Raw genomic sequence first — 12946 nt, forward strand, 5'->3', positions numbered from 1 at the left:
GGGGAAGATGACGGAGTTCGAAGGGCAGGTTTTAGCGGATTTGAGTGTGCTGAAGAACCAGATGGAACATTTGCTGGGGATAGGACAGCCGGGGAGACTGACTCAGCTGGAGGACAGGGTTGATCAGCATGAACGCAGCGTGCAGCGTATTAAGGGGCTGCTGGGTGCAGGTGGAGCCGTATTGGCCATGTTCCATATGGCGATTGACTACTTGAGGCGATAGGGGAGAGGTTATGAATTTTCTGAAGTTATTTTTGCGATCGATCGCCTTGCTTCCAGGCGTAGTTCAAGGGACTGAGGCTTTGTTTGGGGCGAAGACCGGGGAGCAGAAGAAGGAAGCGGCGGTAGAGATCGTAGGGGCTGCGATCAACATTACCGATGCTGTGACGATGAAGCATATCGCCGACTCAGACAAGTTTACGCAGGGACTGAGTATGACGATTGACGGTGTGGTGATGTGTCTGAACGCGAGTATCTGGGCGAAGCGTTCGTAGTACTGCTCGGGGCACGGCGTGCACTGGAAACCGTATAATCGGGCCATGGACGCCGAGCCGCTGGGCACTGTTTTGGTTGGAGTTGTGATGGGAAGCCGCAATGATTATGCGGTAATGCGAGGCGCCGTGGAGGTGCTGAAGGAGTTTGGCGTTGCGCACGAGGTGCGGGTGGTGTCGGCTCATCGGACGCCGGATCTTCTATTTGATTATGCAGATTCCGCCGTTGAACGACGACTGCGGGTGATCATCGCGGGTGCTGGTGGCGCGGCGCATCTACCTGGGATGATTGCCGCAAAGACGGTGGTGCCAGTGCTTGGCGTGCCGATTCCGGCGACAGCTTTGCAAGGGATGGATTCACTGTTGAGCATTGTGCAGATGCCGAAGGGAATTCCGGTAGGAACGCTGGCGATTGGAGCGGCTGGAGCTACGAATGCCGGACTGTTAGCTGTGGCGATGCTGGCTACTACCGATGCGGCGTTGCGGAAGAAACTGGTGGCCTGGCGTGCGGCGCGGCGGGATGAGGTTCTTGCGCAGGTAGTCGGGGAAGATGAGGTTGGCGCGTGAGCTCTGGTTCTTCGAGTGCGAAACCGATCCTACCGGGGGCAACGATTGGGATCTTTGGCGGTGGGCAGCTCGGCCGTATGACGGCGATGGCGGCTCGTGGGATGGGATATCGCATCCTCGTGCTTGATCCCGATCCGGCCTGCCCAGCCCGGTTCGTGGTGGATGGATGCATCGAGGCGGGGTGGGATGATTCGCGGGAGGCAGCGAACCTTGCGCGCGGCTGTGACGTGGTAACGCTGGAGATTGAGCAGATTTCGCCGAGGAGCATGGAAGCCGCTGCGAGCTATGCGCCGGTGCGGCCGGGCGGTGCGATGCTCGCGGTGATTCAGGACAGGATCGAGCAAAAAGACTGGCTGCGGCGAAATGGATTCCCCGTGGGAGAGTATCGTGCGGTTCGGTCGCTGGACGATTTGCGGAATGCTGTGGCCGCGCTTGGAGCCAGGTGCTTCTGTAAGAGCGCTACTGGCGGGTACGACGGACGGGGTCAGGGTAAGGTTGGATTTACTGCCGGTGCGTCTCTCGAAGATGAGGTGAGAGGTGCGTGGGAGGCTTTGGGTGAGAGGGCCGGCGTGGCTGAGAAAGCGGTTGAGCTGGCGAAAGAGATCTCTGTGTTGGTTGCGCGTGCGCCTAACGGAGAGGTGAAGGTCTATCCAGCTGCGCTGAATCACCATGAAGAGCAGATTCTGGCCTGGAGCGTGATTCCCGCTCCGCTGTCTTCGGAGATGGAAGAGCAGGCTCGGGAAATCGCGGAGGCTATTGCGGATACATTTCAACTGGAGGGAGTGTTGGCCGTGGAGATGTTTTGCACGACCGACGGGAAGCTGTTGGTGAACGAGCTTGCTCCGCGGCCCCACAACAGCTACCACGCGAGTGTGCGGGCTTGTGTGACGGGGCAGTTTGAGCAGTTGGTGCGGGCGGTTTGTGATCTGCCGTTAGGTGACGTTGATGTTGTGCAACCGGCTGCCATTGCGAATCTGCTCGGCGACCTATGGCTGAAGGATGGACAGGCTGCCGAACCCAGGTTTGATGCGGCACTTGGAGTACCCGGGGTTAGGTTGCATTTGTACGAAAAACATAAGCCGCGTAAAGGACGGAAGATGGGTCATCTTTCGGCGGTTGGTGCAACGGCAGACGAGGCGGTTGAGCTGGTGTTGCGGGCGAAGGCTCTGCTGTGACGAAAACTAAAACAAGAAGCGCGGCCGACTAAGTCAAGTCTGCCGCGCGGTTCTTGTTTGAAGCTGGTTTCGGTTAGCCGATGTCTTCGGACCAGTTCTCGAGGTATGCCTTGAAGTCGGACATGAATTTGCCGGCATCTGCACCATCGACGATGCGGTGATCGAAGCCAAGGGTGAAGCGCTGGATGGAACGGATCGCGATGGACTCGTTGCCGTCCTTATCAGTGATGACTTCGGCTTCCTTATTGAGGCCGCCGATGCCGAGGATCGCGCTCTGTGGCTGGTTGATGATGGGAGTACCGAACTGCTCGCCGAAGATGCCGGAGTTGGTGAGCGTGAAGGTGCCGCCGGAGATCTCATCGGGAGCGAGCTTCTTGTTGCGGGCGCGATCGGCTACGTCAACGATGCCGCGAGCAATACCCAGGAAGTTTTTCTCTTCAGTCTGCTTCAGAACAGGGACGATGAGGCCCCAGTCGAGGGCGACGGCGATGCCGATATTGATGTTCTTGTTGTAGCGGATCGCTTCGCCTTCAATTGAGCCGTTGACGATGGGGTGCTTACGCAACGCGACGATCGCCGCTCGGGTAATGAAGGGCATGTATGTCAGCTTGACGCCGTTGCGCTGCTCGTACTTTGACTTCTCCTTCTCGCGGAGTTTGACGATGCGCGTCATATCCACCTTGAACACAGTGTGTACATGCGGGCTGGTGCGCTTGGACTCGACCATGCGCTGCGCAATGATGGAGCGCATCTTGGTCATAGGAACAAGCTCGCCGGGCTGCGGCTGGGGAGCGGCCGGTTTTGCGGCTGCCGAGGCCGACACGGAGGCCGCCGGAGCGACAGAAGCAGCAGCAACAGGCTTTGGACCCTGCTCCAGATGGCTGACGATGTCGGTCTTCGTGATGCGGCCCGAGGCTCCTGTGCCAGGAACCTGCGAGAGATCGACGTTGTTGTCTTTTGCTATCTTGCGGACCAGCGGGGAAGAACGGACGCGCTCGCCGGCTGCTGCAGAAGCGGAAGGTGCGGCGGGCGTAGGAGCAGCCGTGGTTGTCGCGGATCCAGGCGCCGATGCAGTCGGAGCGGCTGCCTTTCCGGCCGCGCCACCGATGACCGCGACCACCGTGTTGATTGTAACGGTGGCACCCTCCTGAACCTTGATCTCGGAGAGTGTACCGGCCACGGGCGACGGGATCTCGGCATCAACCTTGTCGGTCGAAATCTCGAAAATTGGTTCGTCGCGCTGGACTGTGTCGCCCACTTTCTTGAGCCACTTGGTAATCGTTCCCTCTGTGATGGACTCGCCCATCTGAGGCATTAGAACTTCGGTTCCAGGACCTGCGGCGCCATTCGAGGCAGCAGGCGGATTCCCCTGAACCGCGGGTGGTGCGTCGGCCGCAGCGGGTGTGACGGTGTCGGCTTTGGGATTAGCCGCCGTTTCAGTCTTTGCCGGAGACGCGGCGGGTGTCGATGACGAGCCGGCTTCATCGATGCTGCAGACGACAGTGTTGATCTGGACCGTCGTGCCTTCTGAGATTTTGATCTCCTTCAGAGTTCCGGCGGCGGGCGAAGGGATCTCCGCATCGACCTTGTCCGTGGAGATCTCAAAGAGGGGTTCGTCCCGCTGAATGGCGTCGCCCGGTTTCTTAAGCCATTTTGTGATGGTGCCTTCGGTGATGGATTCGCCCATCTGGGGCATAACTACGTCAGTCGGCATGAATATCTCTTCTCCCCTGATTTCAGGTGCGGCCTAGAGGTACGAGCGGCGAACCGCCTTGTGTCTGCCCGGTCCGCTGTCGGGCGTACGCAAATGGGATTATACGGCGGCGAGGTGATTGTTGGCCGCGCGGTGCGGTTAGCGAACATCGGCGGCAGCAACGGATTTATCGGTTTTTATGGGTGCCGCGAGCAACTGGTCAACTGATTCGCACCAGAGCATCTGGCGCTCGAAAACCCGGCCGAAGTTCCGGGCTGTCGAGTTAAACGCCGCCTCCATCGTTGGCTGGCGGTCGTGATCAGCCTCCACTTCGAGGCTTGTTACTTGCCGATCGGTGATGCCGCAAGGGATGATCCAGTCAAAATCTCTTAGATCCGTGGTCACGTTCAGCGCAAAGCCGTGGGACGTCACGCCTTGAGAGACATGGACGCCTATCGCCGCAATTTTCTTCTCGCGGATGCTGCCACCGGCCATCGTCCAAACGCCTGTGAGCTTGCAGATACGCTGCGTCATGACGCCGAAGTCGCCGCAGGTGCGGATTAATGTCTCTTCGAGCAGACGAACGTAGTCGACCGGGCCGAGATGAGGTCCTTTTTTCCCTGGCAGGTCGCCGCGCAGATCGATGATGGGGTACCCGACCAGCTGGCCCGGGCCGTGATATGTGACGTCGCCGCCGCGGTTGATTTCATACAGCTCGATTCCGCGCTGAGCCAGTTCTTCGTTGCTGGCAAGAATGTTGGAGCGATGTGCGTTCCTGCCAAGCGTCAATACGGGAGGGTGCTCCACTATCAGAAGCGTGTCGCCTATCAGATTCTGCTTTCGCGCCGCGATGACCTGTTGCTGAATAGCGAGCGCTGCGCTGTACGGGACGCGGCCGAGATTGAGAAGATTGATGTACATGAGCTGCTTCGTAACGTCGACGATTGCAAAAACAGCAGCAAGCCAGATCGCCCGGCTGCTGTCTCAACAATGATTCGGGCTAGACGTTGACGGCCATACCTTCAACGCTCGAGAAGCCGTCAAGGAGGGCCTCAGCCACCGTCGGATGCGCGTGGATGGTGAACATCATCTCTTCAATCGTGGCCTCGAGCTCGATTGCAGTGACGGCTTCGGCGATGATCTCTGTCGCGGTAGTGCCGATGATGTGGACGCCGAGAATTTCGCCGTGCTTCGCATCCGAGACGACCTTGACGAAGCCATCGTGCGCATCGAGGATCGTAGCCTTGGAGTTGCCGACGAACGGAAACTTGCCGACCTTGACCTGGAAGCCTTTCTCCTTAGCCTGGGCCTCTGTAAGGCCGACGCTCGCAATCTGAGGATCGCAGTAGGTGCAGCCCGGAATGCGGGTGCGGTTTACCGGCTTGGCGAATTTGCCAGCGATTCGGGCCGCAACGACGAGTCCCGCCATACTGCCGACGTGGGCCAACTGAGGCAGGCCAGCGACAATATCCCCGATTGCGTAGATGCCAGGTTCGGTCGTTTCCATCCACTCATTGGTGACAATAAAGCCACGATCCGGAGTGATCTTCACCTTGTCGAGACCTACATCATAGGTGCGCGGAGCCCGGCCAACCGCGACCAGCACCTTCTCGGCCTGTTTGGTCTCGCCCGTTCCATCAGACTTCGTGAAGTGGACCAGCACGCCATCTTTATTCTTTTCGAACTTGTCGACCTTCGCCGACAGGTGGACATCGATGCCACGCTTTTTGAACAGGCGCAGCAACTCCTTGCCGACGTCCTCATCCTCTGCGGGCACCATGCGGGGCAGCGCTTCGAGGATGGTCACCTCGGCCCCGAAGCTCCTAAAGATCGAGGCAAACTCGACCCCGACTGCGCCGGATCCCACGACCACCAGCGACTTGGGGGCTTCGTCGATCTTCAATATCTCGTAGTTCGTCAAGATGGTCGTGTCCGCTTCGTAGCCGGGGAGCATCCGAGCGTCAGAGCCGGTCGCCAACACAACTTTCTTGGCTTTTATGGTGTCAGTTTTGCCATCAGCCGTCTTCACCTCGATGGTGTGGACGCCGTCCTTCGCGGGACCAGTCAAACGACCGTAGCCTTTGATGGCATTGATCTTGTTTTTCTTCATTAGGAAGTCGAGACCCTTGACGTGACGCGAGATCACGTCGTCTTTGCGCGCTAATACACCCTTCCAGTTCAGCTTGGGCGGCGTCACTTCGATGCCATATCGGTCGGCATGTTTCAGGTGATCCCAGAGTTCGGCGGAGAAGAGCATCGACTTGGTGGGAATGCAACCCCAGAGCAGGCACGTGCCGCCCAGCCGGTCATTCGCGTCTATCAGCGCTGCCTTCAGGCCATATTGCGACGCGCGGATTGCGCAGGTGTATCCGGCGGGTCCACCGCCAAGCACTACTAAGTCGAAAATCGTATCTGCCAAGGGAACACTCCGTAGGATGTCGGAACTCAAACAGTTTCAATTTTACCCTCAAGCGTTGAGCCATCGACAGCACGCCAAGGACACTGATTCTCGCGAAGAGAAGTTGAGGCGCATCGGAAAAGACGATGATGCATCCTGTATCACGTCGATCGATAGGTAACGAAGGAGTGTCGCGAGGCGAAGTTTCGGCGAAACTCCTTGACACAGGCTAGATAATCAATCAGGGAGAAACGTTTCGATGGTTAGCAATGTAGCCCGGCTGACGAGCGCACTTCGCAACAGCGTTTTAGAGGAGGATGCCGATTCGCCTCCTTCCCCGGAGACCACCCTCACCGAGAGGATTGACGCTGTACGGCGCGATCTGGCTGAAACCGGGGTAGCCCTCTTCACTGACGACCGAGGCCACCGCTTCCGCATCGTCCGCAAGCCCGCCTAGACTATGAGTGCGCTGGTCGCGGGATTTCTGCTGATCGGCTACCTGCTAGCGCCGGGGGTCATCTACCGGCTCTTCTTCTCTGCTTACATTCCGGCAAGAAGATACCAGCGCACCCGCACCGAAGAGGTCGTCTTCTCGTTGCTCGTTACGATCGTGCCCTTTGTTCTCTCGTGGATCCTGCTAGTGCACACACCGTTGGGCAACCTGCCGAATCTATCGATCGGACCTTCCAAGGCCGAGGCCTATCGCATCGTCTTTCGTTCACTTCTTCCTGGCCCCGAACTTACCCCGCCGAATCCTCTCACCGCGAGAGCCCATCTGGCCGATTCTTATCTGCGTGCGTTTCTTGAGCAGGGCCGCTTCCTCTCTTTGCTGTGGCTCTTTTGCGCGCTGGAGGGATGGGCGTCAGGCCTGATCGTCTCACGCTACGGCGACTACAGCACCAACCAGCGCATGCACCGGCTGTTGAAGCGCTTCTGCGATGACTTTCTTCTCACGTATGTCTCGGAGTGGGAGCTGCTCTTCACCACACGTTCCCTGCCGCGCAATCAGCAGGACTTCGACGTCGAGATCGATGCTCTCGCCGCGGGCATTCTCTATCGTGGAAAACTAGTCGACTGGTTTCTAGATCAGGATGGAAAGCTGGAGGGCATCTTCCTCGAACGTGCCGCACGCTATCAGCAGGCAGAGTTGGAGCGCGATCGAGCGCACGGGGTGCAGAAGACCCGCGAGAGCTATTGGCGCGTGATTCCAGGGGCTAAGCTCTACTTAGTAGCGAGTACCATCGCGAACTACAACATTCGCTACGCTCCACCCATGCAGCAAGACACAACACTGGCCCAGCTACGCGCCCGTTTCGGTGAGGAGGCGATCATCACTCAACTTCCTCCCGACAGCTTCGAAGATCCCATTAACTCGCCTTAGCCACTGCTCAGCCTGACGAAATCGGTCGCTACGCGAGCACCTTCGCTGCATCCTTCGCGAAATACGTCACGATAAAGTCAGCACCAGCCCGCCGAATCGAAAGCAACGACTCCATCATCGTCCGCTCCGGCTCCAGCCATCCGCGCTGAAATGCGGCGTGCAGCATCGAGTACTCACCAGACACCTGGTAGGCGCCCATCGGCAGATCGTATCGTTCCCGCGCCTCGCGAATCACATCGAGATACGGCATCGCGGGCTTCATCAGCAACATATCCGCACCCTCCGCGATATCCTGGTCGATCTCGCGCATAGCCTCTCGCAGATTCGCACCGTCCATCTGGTAACTGCGACGGTCCCCGAACTGCGGAGCAGAATCAGCCGCCTCACGGAACGGCCCATAGAACGCCGAGGCGAACTTCGACGCATAACTCATCACTGGAGTCTGTTCGTGGCCGCCCGCATCGAGAGCATCTCGAATTGCCTCTACGCGACCATCCATCATGTCTGAAGGTGCGACAATATCCGCGCCTGCCTTGGCCAGCGAAGCTGCTGTCTTCGCGATCAGCGCGACACTCGAGTCATTCTGAATCTCGTAGTGATCCCCATCCCGCGCCACGACGCCGCAGTGGCCATGCGAGGTGTACTCACACAAACAAACGTCAGCGATTGTCACCAGGGAATCAAGCGCCCCATTCTTCTTCATCGATCGGAGCGCCTGCTGAACGATGCCGTCTTCAGCCCATGCCCCGGTGGCCTCTTCGTCTTTTTCGGACGGCAGACCGAACAGCAGCAACCCGCCAAGCCCCAGCGAAGCGCAGGCCTGGGCTTCCTTCATCGCTTCATCGATCGACAAGTTGAAGACCCCGGGCATCGAGCTGATCTCTTTGCGTATTCCTTCGCCAGGACAGATAAATAGTGGGTAGATCAGCGCGCCAGGATGCAGATGAGTCTCGCGAACCAGAGACCGCATCGCCTCGGTTCTGCGCAAACGCCGTAGCCGTGTAGCAGGAAAGTTCATGATTCCAGTTTACGTCCGACCTTCAGGTTCGATCCGCGATCGCATCGTACTCCAGACCAGAAGCCCCTGGGGCCAGCACCCACAAGGTATAGATCCCCAGCGCGGTTCCAAATAGCGGCTTCAACAAAGTCAAGATTCCGACGACGATGGCGAACGTCCTCCCCCAGGGCCGCCGCGTCAAAAGGCTATACCCTACCAGGACTGCCAACGCAGCCATAACCACCGTATAAGCTGCGATCAGGGGAAACAACGCTGTCATCCAGGAGTGTTCGAGGCCACTATGGTTGTTGAACGGCCAGTCGAACCCGCCGAAGTTGCGGAACGCAAATGCCCGCAGAAAAAACATTCCCATCAACCCGCCGATAATCCGGTACGCTCCAAAAACACACCAAAGCACTCCAAGCGTCTGCAGATTCCGCTGTACCCGGGGAACCGCTATAGGCATCGGTGGCTGCGGATAAGCAGCATACATCGGTTGAGCAGCAGCGACCTGCGCCCCGCATTTCGCACAAAAATGAACACCATCGACGACGGGAGATCCACATGCCTGACAGACCATCTCACACCTCCAACCTCTCAAGGCGCCGGCCCTGCGCTCTCGTTGCTACGCATAGGTTCGATCAGCAGTTCCCTGCGAGGGTACGATAAAGAGAGTGAATTCACCAGAGCTACTGCCGATCATCCCCTCCCCTCTACGCGAAGCGAGCGCTGCTGCCTTGGAGTGGCCACGCCTCCGCGAGTACATCGCCGGTCGTACCTTCTCCCCCCTTGGTCGCGCTTGGATTCTCGCACTCGAGCCCTGCGCCGACCTCGCCTGGATCGACCAGCAGCAGCAACGCACCGCCGAGCTGCGCGCTATGCTCACTCGTGGCGGCAGCTTCGATTTCCGCGGACTCTTCGATCCCACCACTCTTCTCGACAAAGCCCGTATCGAAGGCGCTGCCCTCGAGTCCACCGAGATTCGTGATCTCCTCGCCGTCGTGGAACGCGTCGCAGCGTGGCGCAACCTCATCGACCCTCCCCCAAATGGGACCCGCTATGAGTGGCCAGGAATCGCCGCATTCTCCGCGCCTTTGCTCGCCTACGACCTCGCGCCACTCCTTCGCGTCCTGCGCGGCAAGATCGAACCCGACGGCAGCCTCAACGACGACGCCTCCCCCGAACTCAATCGCATCCGACGCGCGATGGAGCGCCAGTACCGCGCCATCGAAGCAAGCCTCCGCAGATCCCTGCAAACCCTTAGCGAAGGCGGCAGCACGCAGGAAGATCTCATTACCATCCGCGGCGACCGCTTCGTCATCCCGGTAAAATCCGAATTTAAGCGCAAAGTCCCTGGCGTCGTTCACGGTTCGTCCTCCTCCGGACAGACCGTGTTCGTCGAGCCACTCGAGACCATCGAGCAGAACAACGAGCTTGTCCGGCTCCTTGATGAAGAGCAATCGGAGATACACCGCATTCTCGTCGCGATGACGCACGCTCTCGGTCAAAACTCCGCAGCGATTCATCTCGGCGCGTGCATTCTTGCGGAGGTCGAATCGCACCATGCTCGCGCTCGTTTCGCCGAGACCCTCAACTGCTCCCGCCCAAACTTCACGCAGGAGCTAGCGCTTACGGCCGCTCGCCATCCTTTGCTGGAGCTGCGCATGCGCGCTGACGCCGTGGTCGAAGGCATCGAACCCACCGCGCCAGTTCCGCTCACCATCATTCTTCCTGCCGAAGCCAAACAGCTTATTATTAGCGGCCCCAACACCGGAGGAAAAACCGTCTCTCTCAAGACCCTCGGCCTTCTCGCACTGATGGCCCAGGCAGGCATCCCTGTTCCCGCCGAAGAGGCGAATCTTCCACTTTTCAAAAGCATCTACGCTGACATAGGCGACGCCCAATCCATCGAGCGCAATCTCTCCAGCTTCTCCGCCCACGTCGTCAATCTCGATCGGATCTCGCGGGAAGCGACCTCAGATTCGCTTGTCCTGCTCGACGAACTGGGCTCGGCTACAGATCCCGAAGAAGGTGCCGCGCTCGCAGTCGCCATCGCCACTCACTTTCTCAAGCTCAATGCATGGTGTTGCATCACGACTCACCTCACCTCCCTGAAGGTCTACGCTGCCAATCACCCGGGCGTCCTCAACGCAGCCGTCGGCTTCGATCAGCAGACCCTCACCCCTACCTACGAGTTGCGCCTCGGTGTGCCGGGAGCCTCTGCGGGTCTTAACATCGCAGCACGACTAGGCCTTGCCCCCGAAATCATCACCGCAGCCCGCGCCCAGATGACCACGCAGACCGCTGACATCGGCGCCTTTCTCGACCAACTCCACAACCAGCTCACCGCAGCTGCTGCCGAGCGCGAAACCTTGCAGCTTCGCGAACGCGAGCTGTCCCGCGAAAAGGCTCGGGTCGAAGTCGAAGGCCGGGTTGAACAAAAGACCCGCACTAAAGAGCTCGAAGCCAAACTCAGCTCTCTCCTCGAAGACTTCGCCTACCAACTCCGCGAAACCGTAAAAGCCATTGACGACAAGGCTCTTGCCCAAAAGATCGCTCGCGACTCCGACCGCCGCATGGCCACACTCCGTCGCGAGTTCTCCGAGCAGTTCAACTCCACCGTCGTGGCCCACACAACGCGCGCGGATAAGAACGACCCAGCCGCCCAACCCCACATCCCCAAGGGCATCAAGGTCGGTGATCTCGTAAAACTCAAGTCGCTCGGCCGTCAGGCAAGAGTAGACCGGGTCATCGACACAAAAAACTTCGAAGTGTCGATGGGGCCGATGAAGATGCGTGCCGCCATAGACGACATAGCGGAGGTCGAGTCTGTAAAGGTAGTCACGCCGCTCGAAGCCGCGCGAAAACGCGGAGGCATCACCGTTGCCACAGCCAACAACGACACCGACTACATGACCTCCGAGATCAACGTCATCGGCCGCACCGCAGACGAAGCTCAGACAGAGGTGGAACGCTTCCTCGACCGCGCCTTCCTCGCCGGCCTGCCGCGCATTCGTATTGTGCACGGCACCGGCATGGGCATCCTGCGCCGAACCCTGCGTGAATACCTCCGCAATCATCCTCACGTCACGACCGTCACCGAGCCGCCGCAGAATCAAGGCGGACAGGGTGCCACCGAAGTCGAACTGCGCCAATAACCGGCATGCGATAAACTGCGCACAATCGGGCCCGATCACCCACGCTCATTGCAAAGGAAGCCCATGCCCTCTCACCGCACGCGCATCACCGTCATCGGTTGCGGCCACGTAGGAACCAGCTGCGCCTATGCCCTGCTTCAAAACCACCTCGCACGCGAGATCGTCCTAATTGGTGACACCGAAAACCTTGTACACGGGGAAGCTCTCGACCTACAGCAAGCCGTCCCGCTCGGCACCCCCGTGAAGATCTTCGCTGGCACCTACAAGGACGCAGCCGCAAGCGCCATTGCGATCATCACCGTAGGCACGCCAGGAAAGTTCAGCGGTTCACGACTCGACATGCTGGCAGGCAACGCCATTATCGTTCGTAGCTGCATCGCCAAGCTCATGGCAGAGGGATTCGACGGCGTACTTATTATCGCCACGAACCCTCTGGATGTCCTCACTTACATTGCTCAAACAGAATCGGGATTGCCCGTTAGCCAGGTCATAGGCACCGGAACGCTTTTAGACACAGAGCGTCTCCGCCACATTCTCGGTGAGAAGCTTAACGTCGATGCACGCTCAGTCCACGCCGCCGTAATCGGCGAACATGGAGATTCTTCGGTCGCGGTGTGGAGCGCGGCTCAGGTCGCTGGCATCCCCCTCGCTCAATATCCTGGCGTCGACACGCTGCCATCTCAGGAAGAACTTCTGATCAGTGTTCGCCACGCTGGCCCGGAGGTCGCCGCACTCAAAGGCAACACCTGCTTTGCTATCGCCGCCTGTGTCACTCGTATTTGCGAGGCTATCCTCCGAGACGAGCGTTCTGTTCTCATAGTCTCAACTATGATGACCGGCCAGTACGGCCTTAAAGAAGTCTCACTAAGCACGCCTTGCATAGTAGGCAACTGCGGTGTCGAGACTGTCCTCGAATTACGCCTCAATGAAGTCGAACAAAAGTCTCTCGAAGCATCAGCCGCGGTGCTAAAACATGCATACGCACAACTCCAGAAAAACGAATCGCCGCTATGAACTACACCTCTTTGGCATCGATCTGTACCAACGCGGAGGAAAATCGCCGACGCTCTTGAACACGCTGAAAAC

At 58.8% G+C, this 12946-nt stretch carries 13 protein-coding genes; 8 read left to right on the forward strand and 5 right to left on the reverse strand.

What is annotated here, in order from left to right; genetic code table 11:
* Positions 1-7: 7 nt before the first annotated feature.
* The 4 genes from HDF12_RS01705 (at position 8) to purK (ending at position 2233) form a co-directional block, all read left to right on the forward strand.
* Positions 8-223, forward strand: a complete 216-nt coding sequence (locus HDF12_RS01705; RefSeq protein ID WP_179580740.1) for a hypothetical protein — start codon at positions 8-10, stop codon at positions 221-223.
* A gap of 10 nt (positions 224-233) precedes the next feature.
* Positions 234-494 carry a hypothetical protein gene (locus HDF12_RS01710; RefSeq protein ID WP_179580742.1) on the forward strand — a complete coding sequence of 87 codons (261 nt, stop codon included), beginning with the start codon at positions 234-236 and terminating at the stop codon, positions 492-494.
* Positions 495-581: 87 nt separating this feature from the next.
* Positions 582-1058, forward strand: coding sequence for a 5-(carboxyamino)imidazole ribonucleotide mutase (purE, locus tag HDF12_RS01715; RefSeq protein ID WP_433963364.1), 477 nt, complete (start codon positions 582-584; stop codon positions 1056-1058).
* Complete coding sequence (purK, locus tag HDF12_RS01720) at positions 1055-2233, forward strand: 5-(carboxyamino)imidazole ribonucleotide synthase (protein WP_179580746.1); 1179 nt, start codon at positions 1055-1057, stop codon at positions 2231-2233. Before purE ends, purK begins: the two co-directional genes overlap by 4 nt.
* A 73-nt stretch (positions 2234-2306) precedes the next feature.
* Here purK and HDF12_RS01725 read toward each other — a convergent pair whose 3' ends face one another.
* The 3 genes from HDF12_RS01725 to lpdA all read right to left on the reverse strand — a co-directional run bounded on the left by HDF12_RS01725 (position 2307) and on the right by lpdA (position 6345).
* Positions 2307-3947 carry a 2-oxo acid dehydrogenase subunit E2 gene (locus tag HDF12_RS01725; RefSeq protein WP_179580748.1) on the reverse strand — a complete coding sequence of 547 codons (1641 nt, stop codon included), beginning with the start codon at positions 3945-3947 and terminating at the stop codon, positions 2307-2309.
* 138 nt (positions 3948-4085) lie between these two features.
* Positions 4086-4871 carry a lipoyl(octanoyl) transferase LipB gene (gene lipB / locus HDF12_RS01730; RefSeq protein ID WP_373563903.1) on the reverse strand — a complete coding sequence of 262 codons (786 nt, stop codon included), beginning with the start codon at positions 4869-4871 and terminating at the stop codon, positions 4086-4088.
* A gap of 55 nt (positions 4872-4926) precedes the next feature.
* Positions 4927-6345 (reverse strand): dihydrolipoyl dehydrogenase, encoded by a 1419-nt coding sequence (lpdA, locus tag HDF12_RS01735; RefSeq protein WP_179580751.1) that lies wholly within the window; start codon positions 6343-6345, stop codon positions 4927-4929.
* Between the two features lie 238 nt (positions 6346-6583).
* Here lpdA and HDF12_RS01740 point away from each other — a divergent pair, with 238 nt between their 5' ends.
* Positions 6584-6781: a hypothetical protein gene (locus HDF12_RS01740; RefSeq protein WP_179580753.1), complete on the forward strand. Its 198-nt coding sequence runs from the start codon at positions 6584-6586 to the stop codon at positions 6779-6781.
* 3 nt (positions 6782-6784) lie between these two features.
* Positions 6785-7705 (forward strand): hypothetical protein, encoded by a 921-nt coding sequence (locus HDF12_RS01745; RefSeq protein WP_179580755.1) that lies wholly within the window; start codon positions 6785-6787, stop codon positions 7703-7705.
* A gap of 28 nt (positions 7706-7733) precedes the next feature.
* On the opposite strand, the gene hemB is transcribed toward HDF12_RS01745, so the two are convergent.
* Together hemB and HDF12_RS01755 are read right to left on the reverse strand one after the other, a co-directional pair.
* Positions 7734-8723: a porphobilinogen synthase gene (gene hemB, locus HDF12_RS01750; RefSeq protein ID WP_179580757.1), complete on the reverse strand. Its 990-nt coding sequence runs from the start codon at positions 8721-8723 to the stop codon at positions 7734-7736.
* Positions 8724-8745: 22 nt separating this feature from the next.
* On the reverse strand, positions 8746-9282 hold the full coding sequence (locus tag HDF12_RS01755) for a zinc ribbon domain-containing protein (RefSeq protein WP_179580758.1): 537 nt from the start codon (positions 9280-9282) through the stop codon (positions 8746-8748).
* 94 nt (positions 9283-9376) lie between these two features.
* On the opposite strand from HDF12_RS01755, the gene HDF12_RS01760 reads away from it, so the two are divergent.
* Both HDF12_RS01760 and HDF12_RS01765 read left to right on the forward strand, forming a co-directional pair.
* The gene (locus HDF12_RS01760) at positions 9377-11860 is read left to right on the forward strand and encodes an endonuclease MutS2 (protein ID WP_373563830.1); all 2484 of its coding nucleotides are present in this window, start codon (positions 9377-9379) and stop codon (positions 11858-11860) included.
* A gap of 63 nt (positions 11861-11923) precedes the next feature.
* Positions 11924-12874 (forward strand): L-lactate dehydrogenase, encoded by a 951-nt coding sequence (locus tag HDF12_RS01765; protein WP_179580760.1) that lies wholly within the window; start codon positions 11924-11926, stop codon positions 12872-12874.
* Positions 12875-12946 lie beyond the last annotated feature (72 nt).

It is taken from the genome of Tunturiibacter gelidiferens, from assembly GCF_013410115.1.
Taxonomy (GTDB): Bacteria; Acidobacteriota; Terriglobia; order Terriglobales; family Acidobacteriaceae; genus Edaphobacter; species Edaphobacter gelidiferens.

Bases quoted from the DNA above. Each gene is read 5' to 3' on its own strand.
- HDF12_RS01705 (WP_179580740.1), top strand. From the start codon at position 8: ATGACGGAGTTCGAAGGGCAGGTTTTAGCGGATTTGAGTGTGCTGAAG.
- HDF12_RS01710 (WP_179580742.1), top strand. From the start codon at position 234: ATGAATTTTCTGAAGTTATTTTTGCGATCGATCGCCTTGCTTCCAGGC.
- purE (WP_433963364.1), top strand. From the start codon at position 582: ATGGGAAGCCGCAATGATTATGCGGTAATGCGAGGCGCCGTGGAGGTG.
- HDF12_RS01725 (WP_179580748.1), bottom strand. From the start codon at position 3,947: ATGCCGACTGACGTAGTTATGCCCCAGATGGGCGAATCCATCACCGAA.
- HDF12_RS01740 (WP_179580753.1), top strand. From the start codon at position 6,584: ATGGTTAGCAATGTAGCCCGGCTGACGAGCGCACTTCGCAACAGCGTT.
- HDF12_RS01745 (WP_179580755.1), top strand. From the start codon at position 6,785: ATGAGTGCGCTGGTCGCGGGATTTCTGCTGATCGGCTACCTGCTAGCG.
- hemB (WP_179580757.1), bottom strand. From the start codon at position 8,723: ATGAACTTTCCTGCTACACGGCTACGGCGTTTGCGCAGAACCGAGGCG.
- HDF12_RS01755 (WP_179580758.1), bottom strand. From the start codon at position 9,282: ATGGTCTGTCAGGCATGTGGATCTCCCGTCGTCGATGGTGTTCATTTT.
- HDF12_RS01765 (WP_179580760.1), top strand. From the start codon at position 11,924: ATGCCCTCTCACCGCACGCGCATCACCGTCATCGGTTGCGGCCACGTA.